18 protein-coding genes and 1 tRNA gene are annotated in these 16972 nt (G+C 36.1%); 11 read left to right on the forward strand and 8 right to left on the reverse strand.

Annotated features, from left to right (window positions below; all coding sequences use genetic code 11):
* Positions 1-11: 11 nt before the first annotated feature.
* The gene (locus MLC44_RS01575; protein ID WP_434658171.1) at positions 12-140 is read right to left on the reverse strand and encodes a hypothetical protein; all 129 of its coding nucleotides are present in this window, start codon (positions 138-140) and stop codon (positions 12-14) included.
* Between the two features lie 51 nt (positions 141-191).
* Here MLC44_RS01575 and MLC44_RS01580 point away from each other — a divergent pair, with 51 nt between their 5' ends.
* Both MLC44_RS01580 and MLC44_RS01585 read left to right on the forward strand, forming a co-directional pair.
* Positions 192-437 carry a type II toxin-antitoxin system Phd/YefM family antitoxin gene (locus MLC44_RS01580; protein WP_434658174.1) on the forward strand — a complete coding sequence of 82 codons (246 nt, stop codon included), beginning with the start codon at positions 192-194 and terminating at the stop codon, positions 435-437.
* 2 nt (positions 438-439) lie between these two features.
* The gene (locus tag MLC44_RS01585; protein ID WP_151901181.1) at positions 440-700 is read left to right on the forward strand and encodes a Txe/YoeB family addiction module toxin; all 261 of its coding nucleotides are present in this window, start codon (positions 440-442) and stop codon (positions 698-700) included.
* 45 nt (positions 701-745) lie between these two features.
* Here the strand turns inward: MLC44_RS01585 and hepT (MLC44_RS01590) are convergent, their stop codons facing one another.
* On the reverse strand, positions 746-1150 hold the full coding sequence (gene hepT / locus MLC44_RS01590) for a type VII toxin-antitoxin system HepT family RNase toxin (RefSeq protein WP_151901180.1): 405 nt from the start codon (positions 1148-1150) through the stop codon (positions 746-748).
* Positions 1140-1409, reverse strand: coding sequence for a hypothetical protein (locus tag MLC44_RS01595; protein ID WP_434658177.1), 270 nt, complete (start codon positions 1407-1409; stop codon positions 1140-1142). The genes hepT (MLC44_RS01590) and MLC44_RS01595 overlap by 11 nt, the downstream gene beginning before the upstream one ends.
* Before the next feature lie 51 nt (positions 1410-1460).
* On the opposite strand from MLC44_RS01595, the gene MLC44_RS01600 reads away from it, so the two are divergent.
* The gene (locus MLC44_RS01600) at positions 1461-1706 is read left to right on the forward strand and encodes a type II toxin-antitoxin system Phd/YefM family antitoxin (protein WP_151901182.1); all 246 of its coding nucleotides are present in this window, start codon (positions 1461-1463) and stop codon (positions 1704-1706) included.
* A gap of 2 nt (positions 1707-1708) precedes the next feature.
* Complete coding sequence (locus MLC44_RS01605) at positions 1709-1969, forward strand: Txe/YoeB family addiction module toxin (protein ID WP_151901181.1); 261 nt, start codon at positions 1709-1711, stop codon at positions 1967-1969.
* 58 nt (positions 1970-2027) lie between these two features.
* Here the strand turns inward: MLC44_RS01605 and hepT (MLC44_RS01610) are convergent, their stop codons facing one another.
* Positions 2028-2432: a type VII toxin-antitoxin system HepT family RNase toxin gene (gene hepT, locus MLC44_RS01610; RefSeq protein WP_151901180.1), complete on the reverse strand. Its 405-nt coding sequence runs from the start codon at positions 2430-2432 to the stop codon at positions 2028-2030.
* Entirely contained in the window at positions 2422-2784 is a 363-nt protein-coding gene (mntA, locus tag MLC44_RS01615) for a type VII toxin-antitoxin system MntA family adenylyltransferase antitoxin (protein ID WP_346389231.1), read from the reverse strand. Before mntA ends, hepT (MLC44_RS01610) begins: the two co-directional genes overlap by 11 nt.
* 248 nt (positions 2785-3032) lie before the next feature.
* Here mntA and MLC44_RS01620 point away from each other — a divergent pair, with 248 nt between their 5' ends.
* On the forward strand, positions 3033-4283 hold the full coding sequence (locus MLC44_RS01620) for a DUF4214 domain-containing protein (RefSeq protein ID WP_434658181.1): 1251 nt from the start codon (positions 3033-3035) through the stop codon (positions 4281-4283).
* Here the strand turns inward: MLC44_RS01620 and MLC44_RS01625 are convergent.
* The gene (locus MLC44_RS01625) at positions 4278-6629 is read right to left on the reverse strand and encodes an HD domain-containing phosphohydrolase (RefSeq protein WP_151901178.1); all 2352 of its coding nucleotides are present in this window, start codon (positions 6627-6629) and stop codon (positions 4278-4280) included. The genes MLC44_RS01620 and MLC44_RS01625 overlap by 6 nt on opposite strands.
* A gap of 15 nt (positions 6630-6644) precedes the next feature.
* Positions 6645-8807, reverse strand: a complete 2163-nt coding sequence (locus MLC44_RS01630) for a CHASE2 domain-containing protein (RefSeq protein ID WP_346389233.1) — start codon at positions 8805-8807, stop codon at positions 6645-6647.
* Positions 8808-8878: 71 nt separating this feature from the next.
* Here MLC44_RS01630 and MLC44_RS01635 point away from each other — a divergent pair, with 71 nt between their 5' ends.
* From MLC44_RS01635 to MLC44_RS01645, 3 genes are read left to right on the forward strand one after another with little or no spacing between them, the layout of a single operon-like run.
* Entirely contained in the window at positions 8879-10045 is a 1167-nt protein-coding gene (locus tag MLC44_RS01635) for a tetratricopeptide repeat protein (protein ID WP_151901176.1), read from the forward strand.
* Between the two features lie 12 nt (positions 10046-10057).
* Positions 10058-11578 carry a FecR family protein gene (locus tag MLC44_RS01640; RefSeq protein ID WP_434658184.1) on the forward strand — a complete coding sequence of 507 codons (1521 nt, stop codon included), beginning with the start codon at positions 10058-10060 and terminating at the stop codon, positions 11576-11578.
* A 27-nt stretch (positions 11579-11605) separates the two neighbouring features.
* Positions 11606-13036 carry a DUF4214 domain-containing protein gene (locus tag MLC44_RS01645; protein ID WP_346389236.1) on the forward strand — a complete coding sequence of 477 codons (1431 nt, stop codon included), beginning with the start codon at positions 11606-11608 and terminating at the stop codon, positions 13034-13036.
* A 2-nt stretch (positions 13037-13038) separates the two neighbouring features.
* Here MLC44_RS01645 and MLC44_RS01650 read toward each other — a convergent pair.
* Positions 13039-13115: transfer RNA gene (locus MLC44_RS01650), tRNA-Thr, on the reverse strand.
* Positions 13116-13194: 79 nt separating this feature from the next.
* Between MLC44_RS01650 and MLC44_RS01655 the strand changes: the two genes are divergently transcribed.
* From MLC44_RS01655 to MLC44_RS01665, 3 genes are all read left to right on the forward strand, one after another.
* Entirely contained in the window at positions 13195-13650 is a 456-nt protein-coding gene (locus MLC44_RS01655) for a hypothetical protein (protein WP_346389237.1), read from the forward strand.
* A 109-nt stretch (positions 13651-13759) separates the two neighbouring features.
* Positions 13760-15151: a SapC family protein gene (locus MLC44_RS01660; protein ID WP_346389238.1), complete on the forward strand. Its 1392-nt coding sequence runs from the start codon at positions 13760-13762 to the stop codon at positions 15149-15151.
* A gap of 17 nt (positions 15152-15168) precedes the next feature.
* Positions 15169-16968, forward strand: coding sequence for a type I secretion system permease/ATPase (locus MLC44_RS01665; RefSeq protein WP_151901171.1), 1800 nt, complete (start codon positions 15169-15171; stop codon positions 16966-16968).
* Positions 16969-16972 lie beyond the last annotated feature (4 nt).

Raw genomic sequence — 16972 nt, forward strand, 5'->3', positions numbered from 1 at the left:
AAAAAAATTTTTCACCCTGTTAAAATAACTATATCTACATTTTTATTGAGGCGTTTGGAGAGTTTATAAGTAATATCAAGCTGTGTGTCAAACCGATTTAAGGTGCCAGGCACCATTTTGTGCATGAGAAACATTGACATATCATATATCCTTTAGCTATAATGACAACATATTGACAAAAGGAGTTTTTCATGCAAGCTGTATTTTATTCACAAGCAAGAAATAATCTCAGAAGTATTATAGATAAGGTCTGTGATGACTTTGATGAGTACATAATTACTACAAAAAATAACAAGTCTGCTGTCATCATGTCATATGATGAATATAGTTCCCTGAAAGAAACTCTGTATCTATTGGGTTCAAAAAACAATAGAGATAGACTAAACGATGCTGTTGAGCAGATTGAAAGCAGTAAATTCATTACAAAAGAAATTTAAATATGCTTATAGGGTTTGCTGATAAAGGCTGGGAAGATTATCAGTACTGGGTACAAAATGATAAAAAAGTATTAAAAAGAATCAATACACTTCTTGAAGATATCAAGAGAAATCCTGATGATTCAAACGGGCTTGGAAAACCCGAGAGACTGAAGGAAAATTATCAAGGCTATTTTTCAAGAAGAATCACATCTGAACATAGACTGGTTTATAAAATCATCAATGGACTTATTGTAATAGCACAGTGCAGGTATCACTACTAAAAAGAAAAGATGCCATAAAAAAGGTGCCAGGCACCATTGTGTGCATCAAATATTTTCAATATAAGAAATATATTGTTCAATATCATCTAATTTATTTAATATTTCATCGCATATAAAAGCATAGTCTATCTTTTCATAATCATGTGCTAAAAAATTTCTAAAAGAAGCGATTTTTGCAAAATTGTATGCAAATTCTCTCGGGATAATTCCATGTTCTCCAAGTATATCTATAGCTTGGTAATAGCTTTGAGGATTAGGTAAAGATTTACTTTTTATAACCATTTCTGCAAGTGAGATAGAACCGTCACTCACTAAATACAAATAATGCAAAACAGCACCTTCAAACATAGCATCTTTTAAAAATCTCTCTTTGCAATCTGTTTTATAACTTTGTAAAAGTCCTATATAGTACTTAAGCTTTGCAATCTTTGCATCAATTTTATGCTGCATTTATGTACCTTTTAAAAGCTTTAAAATCCAATATTTGATGTTGTTTTTTGAGTTCAAAATCAAATCTTTGTTGGGAGTCTTTGAGAATAATGCCGTCTTTGAGTATATTTTCCAATAAAAAAATATTTTTCACCCTGTTTAAAATAACTATATCTACATTTTTATTGAGGCGTTTGGAGAGTTTATAAGTAATATCAAGCTGTGTGTCAAACCGATTTAAGGTGCCAGGCACCATTTTGTGCATGAGAAACATTGACATATCATATATCCTTTAGCTATAATGACAACATATTGACAAAAGGAGTTTTTCATGCAAGCTGTATTTTATTCACAAGCAAGAAATAATCTCAGAAGTATTATAGATAAGGTCTGTGATGACTTTGATGAGTACATAATTACTACAAAAAACAACAAGTCTGCTGTCATCATGTCTTATGATGAATATAGTTCCCTGAAAGAAACTCTGTATCTATTGGGTTCAAAAAACAATAGAGATAGACTAAACGATGCTATTGAGCAGATTGAAAGCAGTAAATTCATTACAAAAGAGATTTAAATATGCTTATAGGGTTTGCTGATAAAGGCTGGGAAGATTATCAGTACTGGGTACAAAATGATAAAAAAGTATTAAAAAGAATCAATACACTCCTTGAAGATATCAAAAGAAATCCTGATGATTCAAACGGGCTTGGAAAACCCGAGAGACTGAAGGAAAATTATCAAGGCTATTTTTCAAGAAGAATCACATCTGAACATAGACTGGTTTATAAAATCATCAATGGACTTATTGTAATAGCACAGTGTAGGTATCACTACTAAAAAGAAAAGATGCCATAAAAAAGGTGCTTAAAAAAGGTGCCAGGCACCATTGTGTGCATCAAATATTTTCAATATAAGAAATATATTGTTCAATATCATCTAATTTATTTAATATTTCATCGCATATAAAAGCATAGTCTATCTTTTCATAATCATGTGCTAAAAAATTTCTAAAAGAAGCGATTTTTGCAAAATTGTATGCAAATTCTCTCGGGATAATTCCATGTTCTCCAAGTATATCTATAGCTTGGTAATAGCTTTGAGGATTAGGTAAAGATTTACTTTTTATAACCATTTCTGCAAGTGAGATAGAACCGTCACTCACTAAATACAAATAATGCAAAACAGCACCCTCAAACATAGCATCTTTTAAAAATCTCTCTTTGCAATCTGTTTTATAACTTTGTAAAAGTCCTATATAGTACTTAAGCTTTGCAATCTTTGCATCAATTTTATGCTGCATTTATGTACCTTTTAAAAGCTTTAAAATCCAATATTTGATGTTGTTTTTTGAGTTCAAAATCAAATCTTTGTTGGGAGTCTTTGAGAATAATGCCGTCTTTGAGTATATTTTCCAATAAAAAAATATTTTTCACCCTGTTTAAAATAACTATATCTACATTTTTATTGAGGCGTTTGGAGAGTTTATAAGTAATATCAAGCTGTGTGTCAAACGAAGTATCTTGCAAATAAAGTGCTATATCAACATCACTCTCATCTGTTTGTTCATCTGTACTATAAGAACCAAACAAATAAGCAAAAACGACACTATCCATTGAAGCCAACTCTTCTGTCACCTCGTCCAATATATCCAACTTTATATTCCTTTTTTTGGCTTTATTATAGCATAAAATGATATTTAAATGAAAAAAAGGTGCCAGGCACTATTGTGCAACTGTCAAACGAACTGCTAACAATTTGCTAACACTTTTTTATTATAATATCATTGACAAAAACAGAATTTGCCGGCATGCCAGGTTCTGTTTTTGTGATGTTTAAGGAATAGTTGCATAAAAGTATGTTAGAATTATAATTGATAATTAAAAAAAACAAAGGAAAACAAATGTTAAACAGAACTCAGGTTGAAGATGAAATAAGCGGATTGTACTTGACGACAATAGGCAGAGCGGCAGACAGTGCGGGTGTTGCATACTGGACGGATCAGGTAATGAATGGAAATATGAGTGTTGCAGAAGTTGGACAAAGCTTTTTTGATCAACCTGAAGTACAAGCCAAATATGACGGTTTGGATACAACAGCATTTGTTTCTGCTGTGTATGAAAATGTTCTGGGTCGTCCTGCTGATACAGCGGGATTAGACTACTGGGTAGAACAGCTTGATGGTGGGGCATTCTCGCAAGACCGTTTTATCGAAGCTGTCAATAACGGTGCAACAGGGGATGATGCTCTGAGACTTGAAAACATGAAAATCGTTGGGTATGATTATATGAAAAAGGTAGGTGACGATATTGATCTGGCTTCAAGTGTTCTTGATGGTATAAGCGCTGATCCTCAAAGTAAAGCAGAAGCTTTGGCACTGATTGATTATTATAATGCAAACAAAGACAGTATTGCAACTACAGATGCGGATAGTATTGCGCAGTGGAAAGATGATGCTGCTTTTAGCACGTTTGAAAATCATTATGCAGAAATTGGACCAGATGTGATTGATTTGAATTTTTTACACCAGGATGCAGATGTTATTGCAGCAACACAAATAATGTATGCCGAATACGACACTCCAGAGACAGTAGAAGATATAGAAGAAGTGACAACTATAACAGATGAAGTGCTACCAGGAGAGCCTGTCGCAGCAGCTTTTGAATTTACCACAGACTGGCTTAACGGGAAAACTCTTTATAATGAAGATGCATATGCAGATGGTTCACCTGGAAGTTTCAATATAATAGCAGAAGAATATATCTTGGCATTTACAGACAGTTCTCTTTCTTTGACTGATGGTTCCTTTCAGGCGGATTATACTATTGATGATGGGGGTATAATTGAATTTTATGATGCAAATGAGAATATGACAAACTATGTCAAAGCGACTCATGTCTTTACAGATGCAAACGGAAATATGGAAGCATTGGCTCTGGCATGGAATGATACACTTGAGCGAACTCTGTCACAAAGTTATGAAGCAACTGGCTGGCATGACTACTCTTACTTTGTTCTTGATCAGGCAAATGTAGAGGAATATGCCGGTATGGCGTATTCTGCTTTGGAAGAAGCAACCGCAGCAGTTGCAGAGGCAGAATTAAATGGTGTTGTTTCTGATACACAGGAGATAGATGCCACAGCTACATTATAAATCACTAAAATCCAGTTCTACTTCATCTATACTGCTTTTTGGTAAAAATTTTTTGGCATATTCTTTGTAAAGTCCCGAGGTGTAAAAGTATTTGACAAGATTTTTGTCGAGTTCATTCTCTTTTGCCATAAAGTATAAAATTTTCATCGCAAGGGAGAGAGGATTGGCTTTTTTGTATGGCCGGTCACTTGCTGTAAGTGCTTCAAAAATATCGGCAATGGCAAGGATGCGGGCTTCAAAAGATATTTCATCTCCTTTGAGCCCTCTGGGGTAGCCTTTACCATTAAGTTTTTCATGATGACTGCCGGCAATTTCGGGTATGTTTTTATATTTTTGAGGAAAAGGCAGTTTTTTTAAGATTTCAAGGCTGATTTTTGCATGGTCATTTATAATCTGTCTTTCTTCTTTTGTCAATGTTCCTTTGCGTATACTCAGGTTATAGGCTTCATCTTTTGTCAGCACCTTGTATGCTTTATTGTTAATCTGATACACTTTGTCCGCCAACATTGTGAAAAGTGCCACATCCTCATCTGAGGTAAATCCGGCAGCCTTGTTACTCTCTTGTATTTTATCAAAATAGTTTTCTAGCTCTTTTACAGTGTCTTCAAAGGTTTTTTTATCTATTTCTTTTTTAAGACAGGCAATTTCATACTCTTTTTTTATCAAGGCTATACGTGCTTCTATCATATAAACTCTGTCATAAATTGTTTCAAGTTTTGTGGCTTTGTCCACAATCTGTTCAGGTGTGGCAAGTTTGCCTATGTCATGCATCAGTGCTGCAAAATTTATCTCTTGTAGCTGTTCTTTTGTGTAGGTTTTGTTTTGAAAGATTTGATTCTCTTTGTTTACGGCATTTGCAAGCATTAAGGAAAGCTGTACCATCCGTTTTATATGTCCGGCAGTGTAGGGGGATTTTTTTCCTACAGCATAAATAATGCTCTTTAAAAAAGCTTCAAGCAGATTTTCAAGCCCTGCTATGAGTTTTACTTTTGTGATGGCAACGGCAGCCTGTGATGCGAGTGAGAGTGTAATCTGTTCATCATGTTTGTTAAAAGAAACAACTGTGTCATTGAACAAATCGAGTTTGTTGATAAGCTGTAAGACTCCGATTATTTTGTTTTCATGGTCACGCAAAGGAATAACAAGCATAGATTTGGAACGGTAACCGGTTGATTTGTCAAAGGCTTTTGTTCCCTCAAAAGAAAAACCTTCCGCTTCGTAGACATCTTGGATGTTGATGACTTTGCCCTCAAGTGCACACATAACCGCAACCATTTTTTTATTTGGACTGCCGTCTTCAAGATGCATAGGCAGAGGGGGCCATGTGATGGCAGCACTCTCCCCTCCCATTTTTATGCCGAGAGAGTCTGTCTGTGCTACAGTAAAATGGAGTTTGTCATTTTTTAGCAGATAAAGCGTTCCTCCGTCGGCCTCTGTTATCTCTCTGGTATATTTGACAATATTCTCTAAAAGTTTGTTAATGTTTTGTTCATAAGAGAGTGCTATGCCTATTTTATTCAGTTTTTCTATTTTATGTTCCGCAGAATCAAGAGATCTTCGTTTTATGCCTTTTTTGTAAGTAATGATATCTCCGTCATGAATGATATCTTTTTTCCCTATGCCTATAGCATGGAGTTCTTTTTCTATGAGATCTTTATACATCGGTTTTATGTGGTTAATATATATTTTGATGTCCTTGCGCTGCAAATACTGCATATCATCATGCAAAAACTGACTTGTAAGATGTTTACTCTCCTGTGCAACCTTTGAAAGTGCATTTGGAAAAGAGACATCAATGATAAGCGCGTGTATGTTGGGATGCTTATTAATGTATTTCCAAAGTTTTTCATTTTTAAATGTATCTGCAGAGTAAAAAAGTGCATCTTCTCCCTGTTCGATGATATAACCATAACAGGGAATCGAGTGTACAGAAGCAAAAGGAGTGAGGCTGATATTGTTCTCAATTGTATATTTTTTATTTTCTTCGATGGCTACAAAGGCAAGGGAAGGTTTGTTTGTCCCGGGGATATTGATTTTTGTAAAATCAGGCCAGATGTCATTGTTGAAAATATTTTTATGCACTATCTGCAGGCTTGTCGGATGTCCGTAGAGTGTTAATGTTTCTTTGCGGGTTTCAAAAAAACTGTCAAGTAAAAAGGCAATGTCCACTATATGATCCAAATGGGAATGTGAAAGAAATACAGTATGAATCTCTTTGGCTTTTTCATTTAAAGAGTGCATGATATTTCCGGCATCTATGAGTGTGTGATTGCCCAACTGTATACAGGTAGTATAAGAATCATTACTGACACTGCCGCCAGCACCTAAAAATTTTATGCCTTGCATTGCAAAAGCTCCTTTTTATTTGTTTGTAAATGTAAAAACACCGTCAAAATCTTTTGGTCTGTTGTGTATATAATATTCACACCTTTCTATATATATGGTATAAAGTTTTTGGACGTTTGCATTGTTAAGCCGGGTAAACAACTTTTTTGCCTCTTTAAAATGACTGTTTTTGTACAATTTTAAAGCTTCTGTATAGATTCTAGTATCATTTTCATTAAAATTCACCCAGTGTTTTTCTTTGTATCCCATACATTCATAGATTGTAACCGGTTTGTTTTTGCCTTTTACCCGAACGGTATCAAGTTCTCTCAAGAAGTAGTTGTCTTTCTTGAGCATTTTTTTTGTATATTCACTCAGTATGATTTTACTTGCATAGACTTTGCACAATCCCTCTGCCCGCGATGCCAGGTTGACAGAATCTCCTATACAGGTGTAATCACTTCTTCCTATGGAACCCATTTCTCCGACAACACTGACACCTGTATTGATGCCTATACCTATATTTATATTTGGTTTTTTTTCTTTGCTGAGTTTTATATTTAATGTCTCAAGCCGTAGAATCTGTTCTATTGCAGACTGCAGGGCTTTATCCGGATGATCTTGCACATCTGTGGGTGCATTCCAGTATGCCATGATGGCATCACCTATAAATTTGTCGACAGTACCTTTATATTTTGTGATAATATCCACCATAGGGGTCATATATTCGTTTAGGAGGTTTATAAGACTTTTTGCAGAATCCATTTTTTCAGATATAGAGGTAAAGTCTCTTATATCACTGAAAAGTATGGTTATCTCTTTTTCTTTGACATCAAAAGTATCCGAGTCTGCATTTGCAATGAGTTCTTCAACAACGGCTGGAGAAACTTTTGTGGCGAATTTTTGTTTGATTCTCTCTTTCTGTCTGGATTCAAGGAAGTAGTTGACAGCTTCTCCAATAACAAACAAAAAACTGATGCCTACCAAAGGAAACAGAGTATTGATAAGCAGTCCCTTTTCAGTCATGGTATAGTAGTGCATAAAGAGCAGTCCTGTGATGAAAAGAGTTAAAAATGTAAAACTGAGCATAGCATTCGGGATAAGCAGCAGCCCGAATGCTATGCTCAAAGAGAGAAATATATCAACTATGTCAAAACCGATAATCCATGAGGGACGGGCAAGAAATTCCTGGTTGAGTATGTTGTCAATTGCTGTTGCATGGACTTCAACACCAGGGTAAACACTGTCAAAAGGCGTGCTTCTGAGGTCAAGCAGTCCGGCTGCTGTTGTTCCGACAAGTACAATTTTTCCGGCTATCTCTTTTGGATCAATTTTATTTGCATAAATATCACAGGCAGAGATATATTTGTATTTGTGCTGTCTTCCTCTGTAATTGATTATCATTCTTCCAAATCTGTCGGTAGGAATAGTGATTTTACCTATACGAATGGATTCTACTCCTTTTTTATAATAATTGATAACAACTTTTCTCTCCCCAAGTGCCAATCTTGTAAGCTCCAGGCTTAAAGAGGGGTAGAGCAGACCACGATACTCCATAATCATAGGAATACTTCTCACCACACCGTCTTCATCCGGTATGGTATTAAAATATCCACTGGAATAAGCGGCATTTTTAATGACAGGGATATTTACAATGGCCCTGTAAGGTTTAATCAGAGAAGATTTTTCCGGTTTGTTTTTTTCTATAATAATTGCAGTTGTTTTTGGAAGGGTTTCTCTTTTTTCCAGGGTATCATTTTTTAGTGCAAAAACATAGCCCGTAACAGTAGGTGATGCAGCAATTGTTTCTGCCAAAATTTTATCATAATCTTCTGCTGCTATGTTTTTCAAACCAAGCTTCTGCAGCACAAGTTTTGGAGAACTGTTGTCTTTTTCTGCAAACACAATATCCAAACCGATAATACCTGCACCGTATTGTGTCAGATGCTCTAAAATCGTAGCAATTTTGTTTCTGCTCCATGGCCACTGTCCGAGTTGTTGAAGACTTTTTTCATCAATATCAACAATAACTATACGATCATCTGCTGTTTTGTCTCCTCTTGCAAGAAACATTACATCATTGAGTTTATTTTCAAACAGCGAAAAGAAGGAAGGGTATTTTAAATAGGCAAACATGGATATAAGTGTAATATTGACAAAAATGAAAAGCTGCATCAATATTTTTTTATATTTGTTCATACATGAATGATAACATATTTTAAGGAAAATCAATTTAAAGTATACTATACTTTAAAAAAAGGAATTAAAACATGCGATTTATATATATTTTATTATTTGCAACTGTTCAGCTTTTTGCTTCTGTGTTTTCAGATGCAGTGACCCTGTATAAAGAAGAGAATTTTGTGCAGGCATATGAAAAATTTTATATATTACATGTAAAGGAACCTGAAAATGAAAAAGTAATACTCTATCTGGCAAAATCTTTATACAATCTGGGAGAACTTCAAGACGCCAAAAAACTTTTTTTGATTTTAAAAAAAGCCGAATTTAAAAAAGAGGCACAATATTATCTTAAACAAATCGATCGAACAAAACGACTGCATAAATATTTTGTCCTTTTGTCTGCAGGGACAACATATGACAGCAACATCAGAAACAATACCTATGAACCTGTTACAAGTTATAACTCGATTATTTTAAGCAATGACACAAATGCTGTAAGTGATATCTTTATAGACAAACTTGTTTATTTCTCCCATACTTATACAATGCCGGACTACCCGTTTACAACATGGGAAGACAGTGTTTTGCTTTTTCACAGGAATGGTTTAAAATACTCTGATCAAAATATGTTGTATACTTCTCTTGCGAGTGGACCTGCTGTACATAAAAATGGATATACTCTTAGCCCGCAGATACTTCTAAATGATTTAAATTATGCCGCACGGCATTATATGTACACATATGGTCTGGGCGTGAAACTTTCAAAAGTGTTTTTTCAACGTTTGCGGACGAAAATGGATATTGCCTTTAAAAAAGATAAATTTGTTCATGATGAAGATAAAACAAAAAATGACAATATAGCTTTGTATAAACTCTTTGCAATGTATAATCTCACAACACAGACTGCTGTAAAATGTACTGTGGCATACCAAAAAATAAGAAAAGAATTCGGAAACAGAACAGATATCAGTCGAGATGAATATATATTTGAAACAGGCTACAGCAGAACATTTATAAAAAAATATGCTTTTGCTGTAGATGCAAAATATGAAAAGAGACATTTTATCGATCATGATGTCAGTTTGGGAGAAAGAGAAGACAGAAGAAAAACGTATGGGACAACAGTCTCAAGAAGTTTTTACAAAGTATATAATCTTTCTTTGAAATACAATTATATAAAAAACGAGTCAACAATCAGTGCTTTTGCCTATAAAAAGAATACACTGAGCCTCATGTTGTCCCGGTATTTTTAAAAAGGAATCATTATGAAGATTTTTAAAATAGTTTTGTTAATTTTGACATGTACGGTTGGGGTACATGGGAGTATAGGTTCTTTTGCTCTGCTCAAAGGAGATGTCCATATTTTGCGAGACAACAGATCTGTTAAAGCCTTTGAATCTCTTCCAATAGAGCGTAAAGATATAATAAGCACGGCTAAAAATTCTTTGGCAAAAATTGTTTTTAAAGATGACACAGTTATTACTCTTGGTGAAAAAACAATTTTTAAAACAGAGGAATATTTTTTTGATACTGCGCAGGAATCAAAAGCAGACTTTAAAGTCAGCAGAGGATTTTTCAGGGTTATAACGGGAAAAATAGGAAAAATAGCACAGGAACGTTTTCATCTCAAAACAAGAAATGCCACAATCGGTATCAGAGGAACAGTTTTTGAAGGAACAACAGGGGAAAACGGAGATTTCATACAGTGTATTGAGCATGCAATTGTTGTGTGTGCTTCAGGAAGCTGCCAGGATGTACAGGCAGGAGAGTATACTTTTGTTCCTGTCGGAGAAGCACCGCAGGAACCAAAAACAGCAAAAGAACAGAAAAAAAGTGTGTCTGTTACAACACAAGAGGTAAAAGTAAGCAAAAGTGTCAATACAGCTGTAAGTGCAAATACAGAGAGTGCAATACAGCAAACCGGTAATTTTAACCAAAATTCTGTTGCAACTGCAGTGACGAATGAAGTTGAAACACAAATAGATACAGCAAAAAGTCTGGCACTGGAATATGAACAGACTGCTCTTCAGGCAAAAGAAAATGCATTGCAGGCGGCACAGGCAGCAACAGAAGCTGCAAACAGTGCCAACGAAGCCTTTAGCAGAATTGTAGAAGCAAAAGAGAATGTTACAGCTTATGAAATCAGTGCGTATGAGGCTGCACAGGCAGCAGCGGATGCAGCTGCACAGGCGGCAGCGGATGCTGCAAGAGAATCAGCGGCTGCAACAGCGGCCGCAACAGCACAAGCACAGTCAGAGAGCGCACAGAATACAGCAAATGATATACATCAGCTGACACAGGATGTGACAAATATAGAAACTTTGGCATCTGAAGAGTTAAATACTGCCAGAAATCAGGCAGATATAGCAACACAAAAATCAAATGAGACTCTCTTGGAAGCGACACAGACAAGTTTGAACGCTCAAAGTGCACAAACAGAAAACAGTCTCAGTCAAATTAATATTTTAAAAGATGCAGCAAAAGAACACTCAGATCTGGCTGTATCGCTCTCTGAAGATGCTCAGACAGCGAGTGATAAAGCTGTTGCTGCAAATCTTAATGTGCAACTATATAAAGAGCAGGCAGTGCAGATAGAAAGTGATGCCGCTGCCAAACTTACTCAGGTGCAGAATGCACAAAGTACAGCCGAGGATGCGGCGACGCAGGCAAAAGAGGAAGCAGATGCTGCCGCTGCTGCAAGAGCTGCCGCTGCTGCCGCTGCTTCCAATCCTGGTCCCGACACTGGCCCAGGGAGCGGTACCGGCGATCAGGAAATTTCGTATTAGTTAGTATAAAGCCGGTATAATACTGTTATGACTACACAAGAATTGGTTGATGGTTTAATATATGGTGACAAATGGGACAAAACAACGGTTTCTTTCTCCTTTAAGAGTTCAAGACTCAGTTATGAACTTGCTGCAGATTATGAAGGCAGTGTCACAGTATCAGAAGCACTCAAAAATGCTGCTTTTAAAATATTTGATTATATTGCTACTCTTATAAATCTAGATTTTATATATGATGCAAGCGGAGTAGGAGATATAGTCATATCTGAAAAAAATATGTCAGATTCGACAACTCTCGGATATGCCTACACTCCTTATTCTAATGTGAAAAGCCCTTCTGGAGATATTTATATTTCTGCAGCTTTTAATGATGAGGATTTTAGCTATGGAGGGCTTGGTTATTCTGCATTGATGCATGAAATAGGGCATGCTCTCGGACTAAGCCATCCTTTTGGAGACGGTTTTTACCCAGGTGTAGATATACATGATACCGATATGTCCTATAATCCTTATAACGGCATCAATACTTTTACTTCCTATCAGGCAGCAGATATTAAGGCATTACAGACTATATATGGTGTGAAAGAGGATACAGGCGATACCTTGTATGATTTAAATGCGTTGCTTTACAGCCAGAAGATATATGGTAACTTTCAGACAACAGGGAATATCGCAACTATTTATGATTTTGGAGGGAATGATACAATTTCACTTGAATCTCTCAGTGCATCAGGGAATGAATATATTGATATAAATCCGGGTGCACAAAGTATCATTACAAATGGTCAGGTGAAACACTATCTGGCATTAACTGAAGATACTTATATAGAAAATATTGTCGGAAGTCAATCTTCTGATACAATTGTTCTCAATTCTCTCAATAACAACGTAGATGCAGGGAATGGGTATGATACTGTGTATGAAGAAGGTATTACCTGGGTGCCGAGAGTGGATTATTTTAACAATACTATTGTAGTAGCGGGAGTAGATACCGGTTTTGATGTGCTTACAAACGTAGAAGCACTTTATATTGACAGCGTTGCAGTAAACCTTACTGCCTACCAAAGAAGTACTGTTTTTTATACTCAAAGCAGTGAAGCGGCTATAGGAAGACTTTACCTTGCTGTTTTGGACAGGGTTGCAGACAGCGCCGGTTTAAACTACTGGGTAAATAACCTTAACAACGGACAGAGTATTAACGATATTGCAAACTCTTTTGTACTTTCTGCTGAGTTTAGCTCTTTGTACGGTGTTTCACAGACAAATGCAGAATTTATAAATTCTCTGTATGAAAATGTTTTGTTTCGAAGCGCAGATACCGACGGTTTACTCTATTGGGAAGAAGCAATGAACAAGGGATTTACACAGGCTGATGTGGTTGTAGGGTTTTCAAATTCGCAGGAGTTTATTGATTTGACAGGTATTTATTTTCAGGATAATACTATGGTCGTGATATAAAATGGTGCCGACACGAGGATTTGAACCCCGGGCCTGCTGATTACAAATCAGCTGCTCTAGCCAACTGAGCTATGTCGGCAAATATTGTAGAAGCAGAATAATATCTAAAAAACCTTGAGCAAAGCTAAAACCAGTGAAAAAAAGATATAATTTGCGTTATGAAAAAAACAGTAACTGCACAAACATTTACACCAATTTATGATGTGGTAGAAGACCGGATACGCTTTGTCATTAATTATGAAGACATACACAACCGAATAGATTTTATGATTACAAGAAATTTTATTTTAGATCTGATTCCGACTGCCCAAGAGTTTCTTGAAAAACATTTTTCTCTTGATACTCCGATCCGGACAATAGAGGAAAATAAAAATTCTGCTGTATCAGCACGGACAGAAACTGACGGAGTCAATCTTGAGCTTTATAGAACAAAAGAAGAGTTGCTTATGGAAGTAAACTTTACCTTACAGACAAAAAATGAGATAAAAATATCATTGGCATCTCAAAATATTCTTGCAACAGCAGTTGTAGATGCTTTTGTTATGCAGGAGATATTTCATGTTTTAAAAAGTGCGATACCAAATATTAACTGGGGAATTGCAGAAAATTTTTAAATCACTATGGCACCAATTATTTAAAATAAAAACAGTGTCGGAGTGATTTAATAAACAATAAAGTTTTATTCTACTACAATGCATTCTGAGAATAAATCAAGGAATTTGCTTGGCACGGAAAACCAGAGTTTTTGTAGAGAATTTATCACAGCATGTACTTTTAAAGAGTATCAATGATATGGTGCTTTTTAAGGACAGTGATGATTATACGGTATTTATGAACATAGTAAAAGAGCTCTCAGCAGATAATTTACTGCATATTCATGCCTACAGCTTGCTTAGTCAGTGTTTTGAATTTTTGGCTACTCCGGCAGCACCTGATACTTTGCCAAAGTTTATGCAGAGTTTGGGACGAAGATATGTCGGTTACTATAATAAAAAATACCAGCGCAGTGGCACACTGTGGGAAGGAAGATATAAAGCTTCTCTTGTAGAGGACAAATCTTTTTTATTTGATGTCATGATATACATTGAACAATTGGCTGGGAAAAATCATTCTTTTAGCAGTATAGGTAAAAACCTTTACAGTAGAGAAGACAGTATTGTAAGTTATCATCCAATGTATAAAGAATTGGGCTATACAGATGAAAAAAGGGTTGAAGCGTATGCAAAACTTTTTAATGAACAAAAAGATGAAAAAAAGATTTCTTTTATCAAACATTCTCTGGAAAAACAAAGTATAACAGCAACTCCTGAATTTATAAAAGAATTAGAATCACTTGTCGGAATGACACTGGCTTCAAAAAGTCGAGGTCGTCCAAAAAAACAAACCAAAGAAAAAAGGAAAACCATGTATAAAAATTTAGTAGTCTTAGACAAAGAAAAACACAAAGACCTTAAAATAGCGGCAATGGAAAATTTAAACTTTGCAAAACAGAGTGCTTTTATTCCTGTTTTAGCCAGTGAAGTGGCAACAGTAGGCTCGAATTTTCCTGTAGTTTTCAGTGCGGATGAAAATCCTTCACTTATTGCGCTTGTATCACTTGGCGGTGACTCTTTGGCAATTAATGAAGAAGGAAAATGGATTACACAGTATGTTCCGTCGTTTTTGAGAAAATATCCGTTTGCTTTGGCAAGTACGAAAGAAAATCCGGAGCAAAAGGTCATTCTCATAGATGAAGAATCACCGCTTGTTTCAAAATCAAAAGGCAAACAGCTTTTTAAAAAAAGCGGTGAGCAGTCAGAACTGTTGACACATGCCATAGAATTTTTGACAAATCATGAAAACCAGGCAGTGATTACAGCCAATGTTGCCAAAGTGATTAGTCAAAGCGGTATTCTTGAAGAGAGAGAAATTTCTGTAGGTGAAGGTGATGAGAAAAAAGTTCTTGTGAACGGATTTAAAGTGGTCGACCGAGAAAAACTCAATGCACTGAGTGATGACATATTGGCAGACTGGGTAAGAAAAGGTATTATTACTTTGATAGATGCACATTTGGAATCACTCAAACACATAGAAACGCTTTTTAAACTTACAATGCAAAAACAAAATATAGCCTAATAATCGGATGAGAAACAATGAATAAAAAACAATCAAAAAACAGTGAAGCAGCATTATCGTTGGCTGAAATACTTAAAAAGTCTAAAAATGCTTTTGTGCATGCGGGTCTTTTCAGCATGTTTATAAACCTGTTGATGCTTTTACCGTCAATATATATGTTGCTGGTATATGATAAAGTTATGGTGAGCCGAAGCATGGATACGCTGATTTTGCTGACTGTTTTAGTGACAGGATTGTTTTTTGTTCTTGGCGCACTGCAAATGATTCGTTCACGAATACTTGTTCGGGTGGGGAATAAAATAGATCTGGATATGAATACAAAACTTTTTGACACTATTTTTGAAACAGCACGGTTAAAACCCGGACAGGTTTCTTCTTTGCCGATGAGTGATCTGACAAAATTGAGACAGTATTTGACGGGACAGGGGATTTTTGCCCTTTTTGATGTGCCATGGTTTCCTTTTTATCTTTTTGTAATGTATCTGTTTAGTCCTTTTCTTGCAGGATTTACAATTTTTGCTGCTTTGGTTATTGTTATAATTACCATCATAAATGAAAGAAGTACAAAAAAAGATCTTGAAGAAGCCAACAAACTCTCAAACAAGGCAAATTTTTATATCAACAAAAATATACAAAATGCAGAAATTATTCATGCCATGGGGATGCAGGAAGATATTAAAAAAAGATGGTACAGACAGCATATAAAATTTTTGCATACACAGTCACGAGCAAGTGACAATGCGGGAAAATGGTCCAATCTGAGTAAAACACTGCGACAGTTGTTTCAGTCATTAACTTACGGTATCGGTGCTTATCTGGCTATTAACGGAGATATTTCTGCCGGTACAATTATTGCGGGGGCTGTGTTGCTTGGGCGTGCTTTGGCACCGCTTGATTTGCTTATAGGTTCATGGAAAGGTTTTGCGGATGCAAAAATTGCCTATAAAAGACTTGATGCCCTGCTCAAAGATTACCAGGAAGAAAAAGAAACTACTGAACTGCCTGCACCTAAAGGGCATATTACAACAGAAAATATTATTGTTATTCCTCCGATGGCAAAACTTCCGGTGCTCAAGGGAATTAATATTGATATACCGCAGGGCATTACCGTAGGTATCATAGGGGCAAGCGGCAGTGGAAAAACGACATTTGCAAAAGCCATCTTGGGTGTCTGGCCTATCCAAAGCGGTGTAGCAAGAATTGACGGAGCTGATATTCATCAGTGGGACAGTCAGAAACTTGGAAAATATATAGGCTATTTACCACAGGATATAGAACTTTTTGAGGGAACAATTGCGGAAAATATAGCCAGACTTGGCGAAGTAGATGATAAAAAAGTTGTTGCAGCCGCGCAAATGGCCGGTGTTCATGAAATGATACTGAAACTTCCAAATGGCTATGATACTCCAATAGGCAATGGCGGCGTCGGACTTTCAGGCGGACAAAAACAAAGAATAGCACTGGCACGTGCTGTATACAACAACCCGGTACTTGTAGTACTGGATGAGCCAAACTCAAATCTTGATGCCGAAGGAGAGATGGCGTTGAATAACACCATTTTACACCTAAAAAGTATAGGCTCAACAGTCCTGGTTATCTCCCATAAGATGGATATTTTAAAGGTAACTGACAGAGTAGCACTTTTCGGCGGAGGTACACTGCAGATGTATGGTCCGACAAATGATGTTTTGGCAAAACTTAATGAACAGGCAGCAGCAAAAGCACAACAGGCAAAACAGCAGGCACAGACAAAAACACAAGCAGCAGGCAAACAGACAGCTATGCCAAAAGTTTCGTTAAGCAAACCGCAAAAGTAATGAA

This window comes from Sulfurimonas sp. NW9 (assembly GCF_051132275.1).
GTDB lineage: Bacteria > Campylobacterota > Campylobacteria > Campylobacterales > Sulfurimonadaceae > Sulfurimonas > Sulfurimonas hydrogeniphila.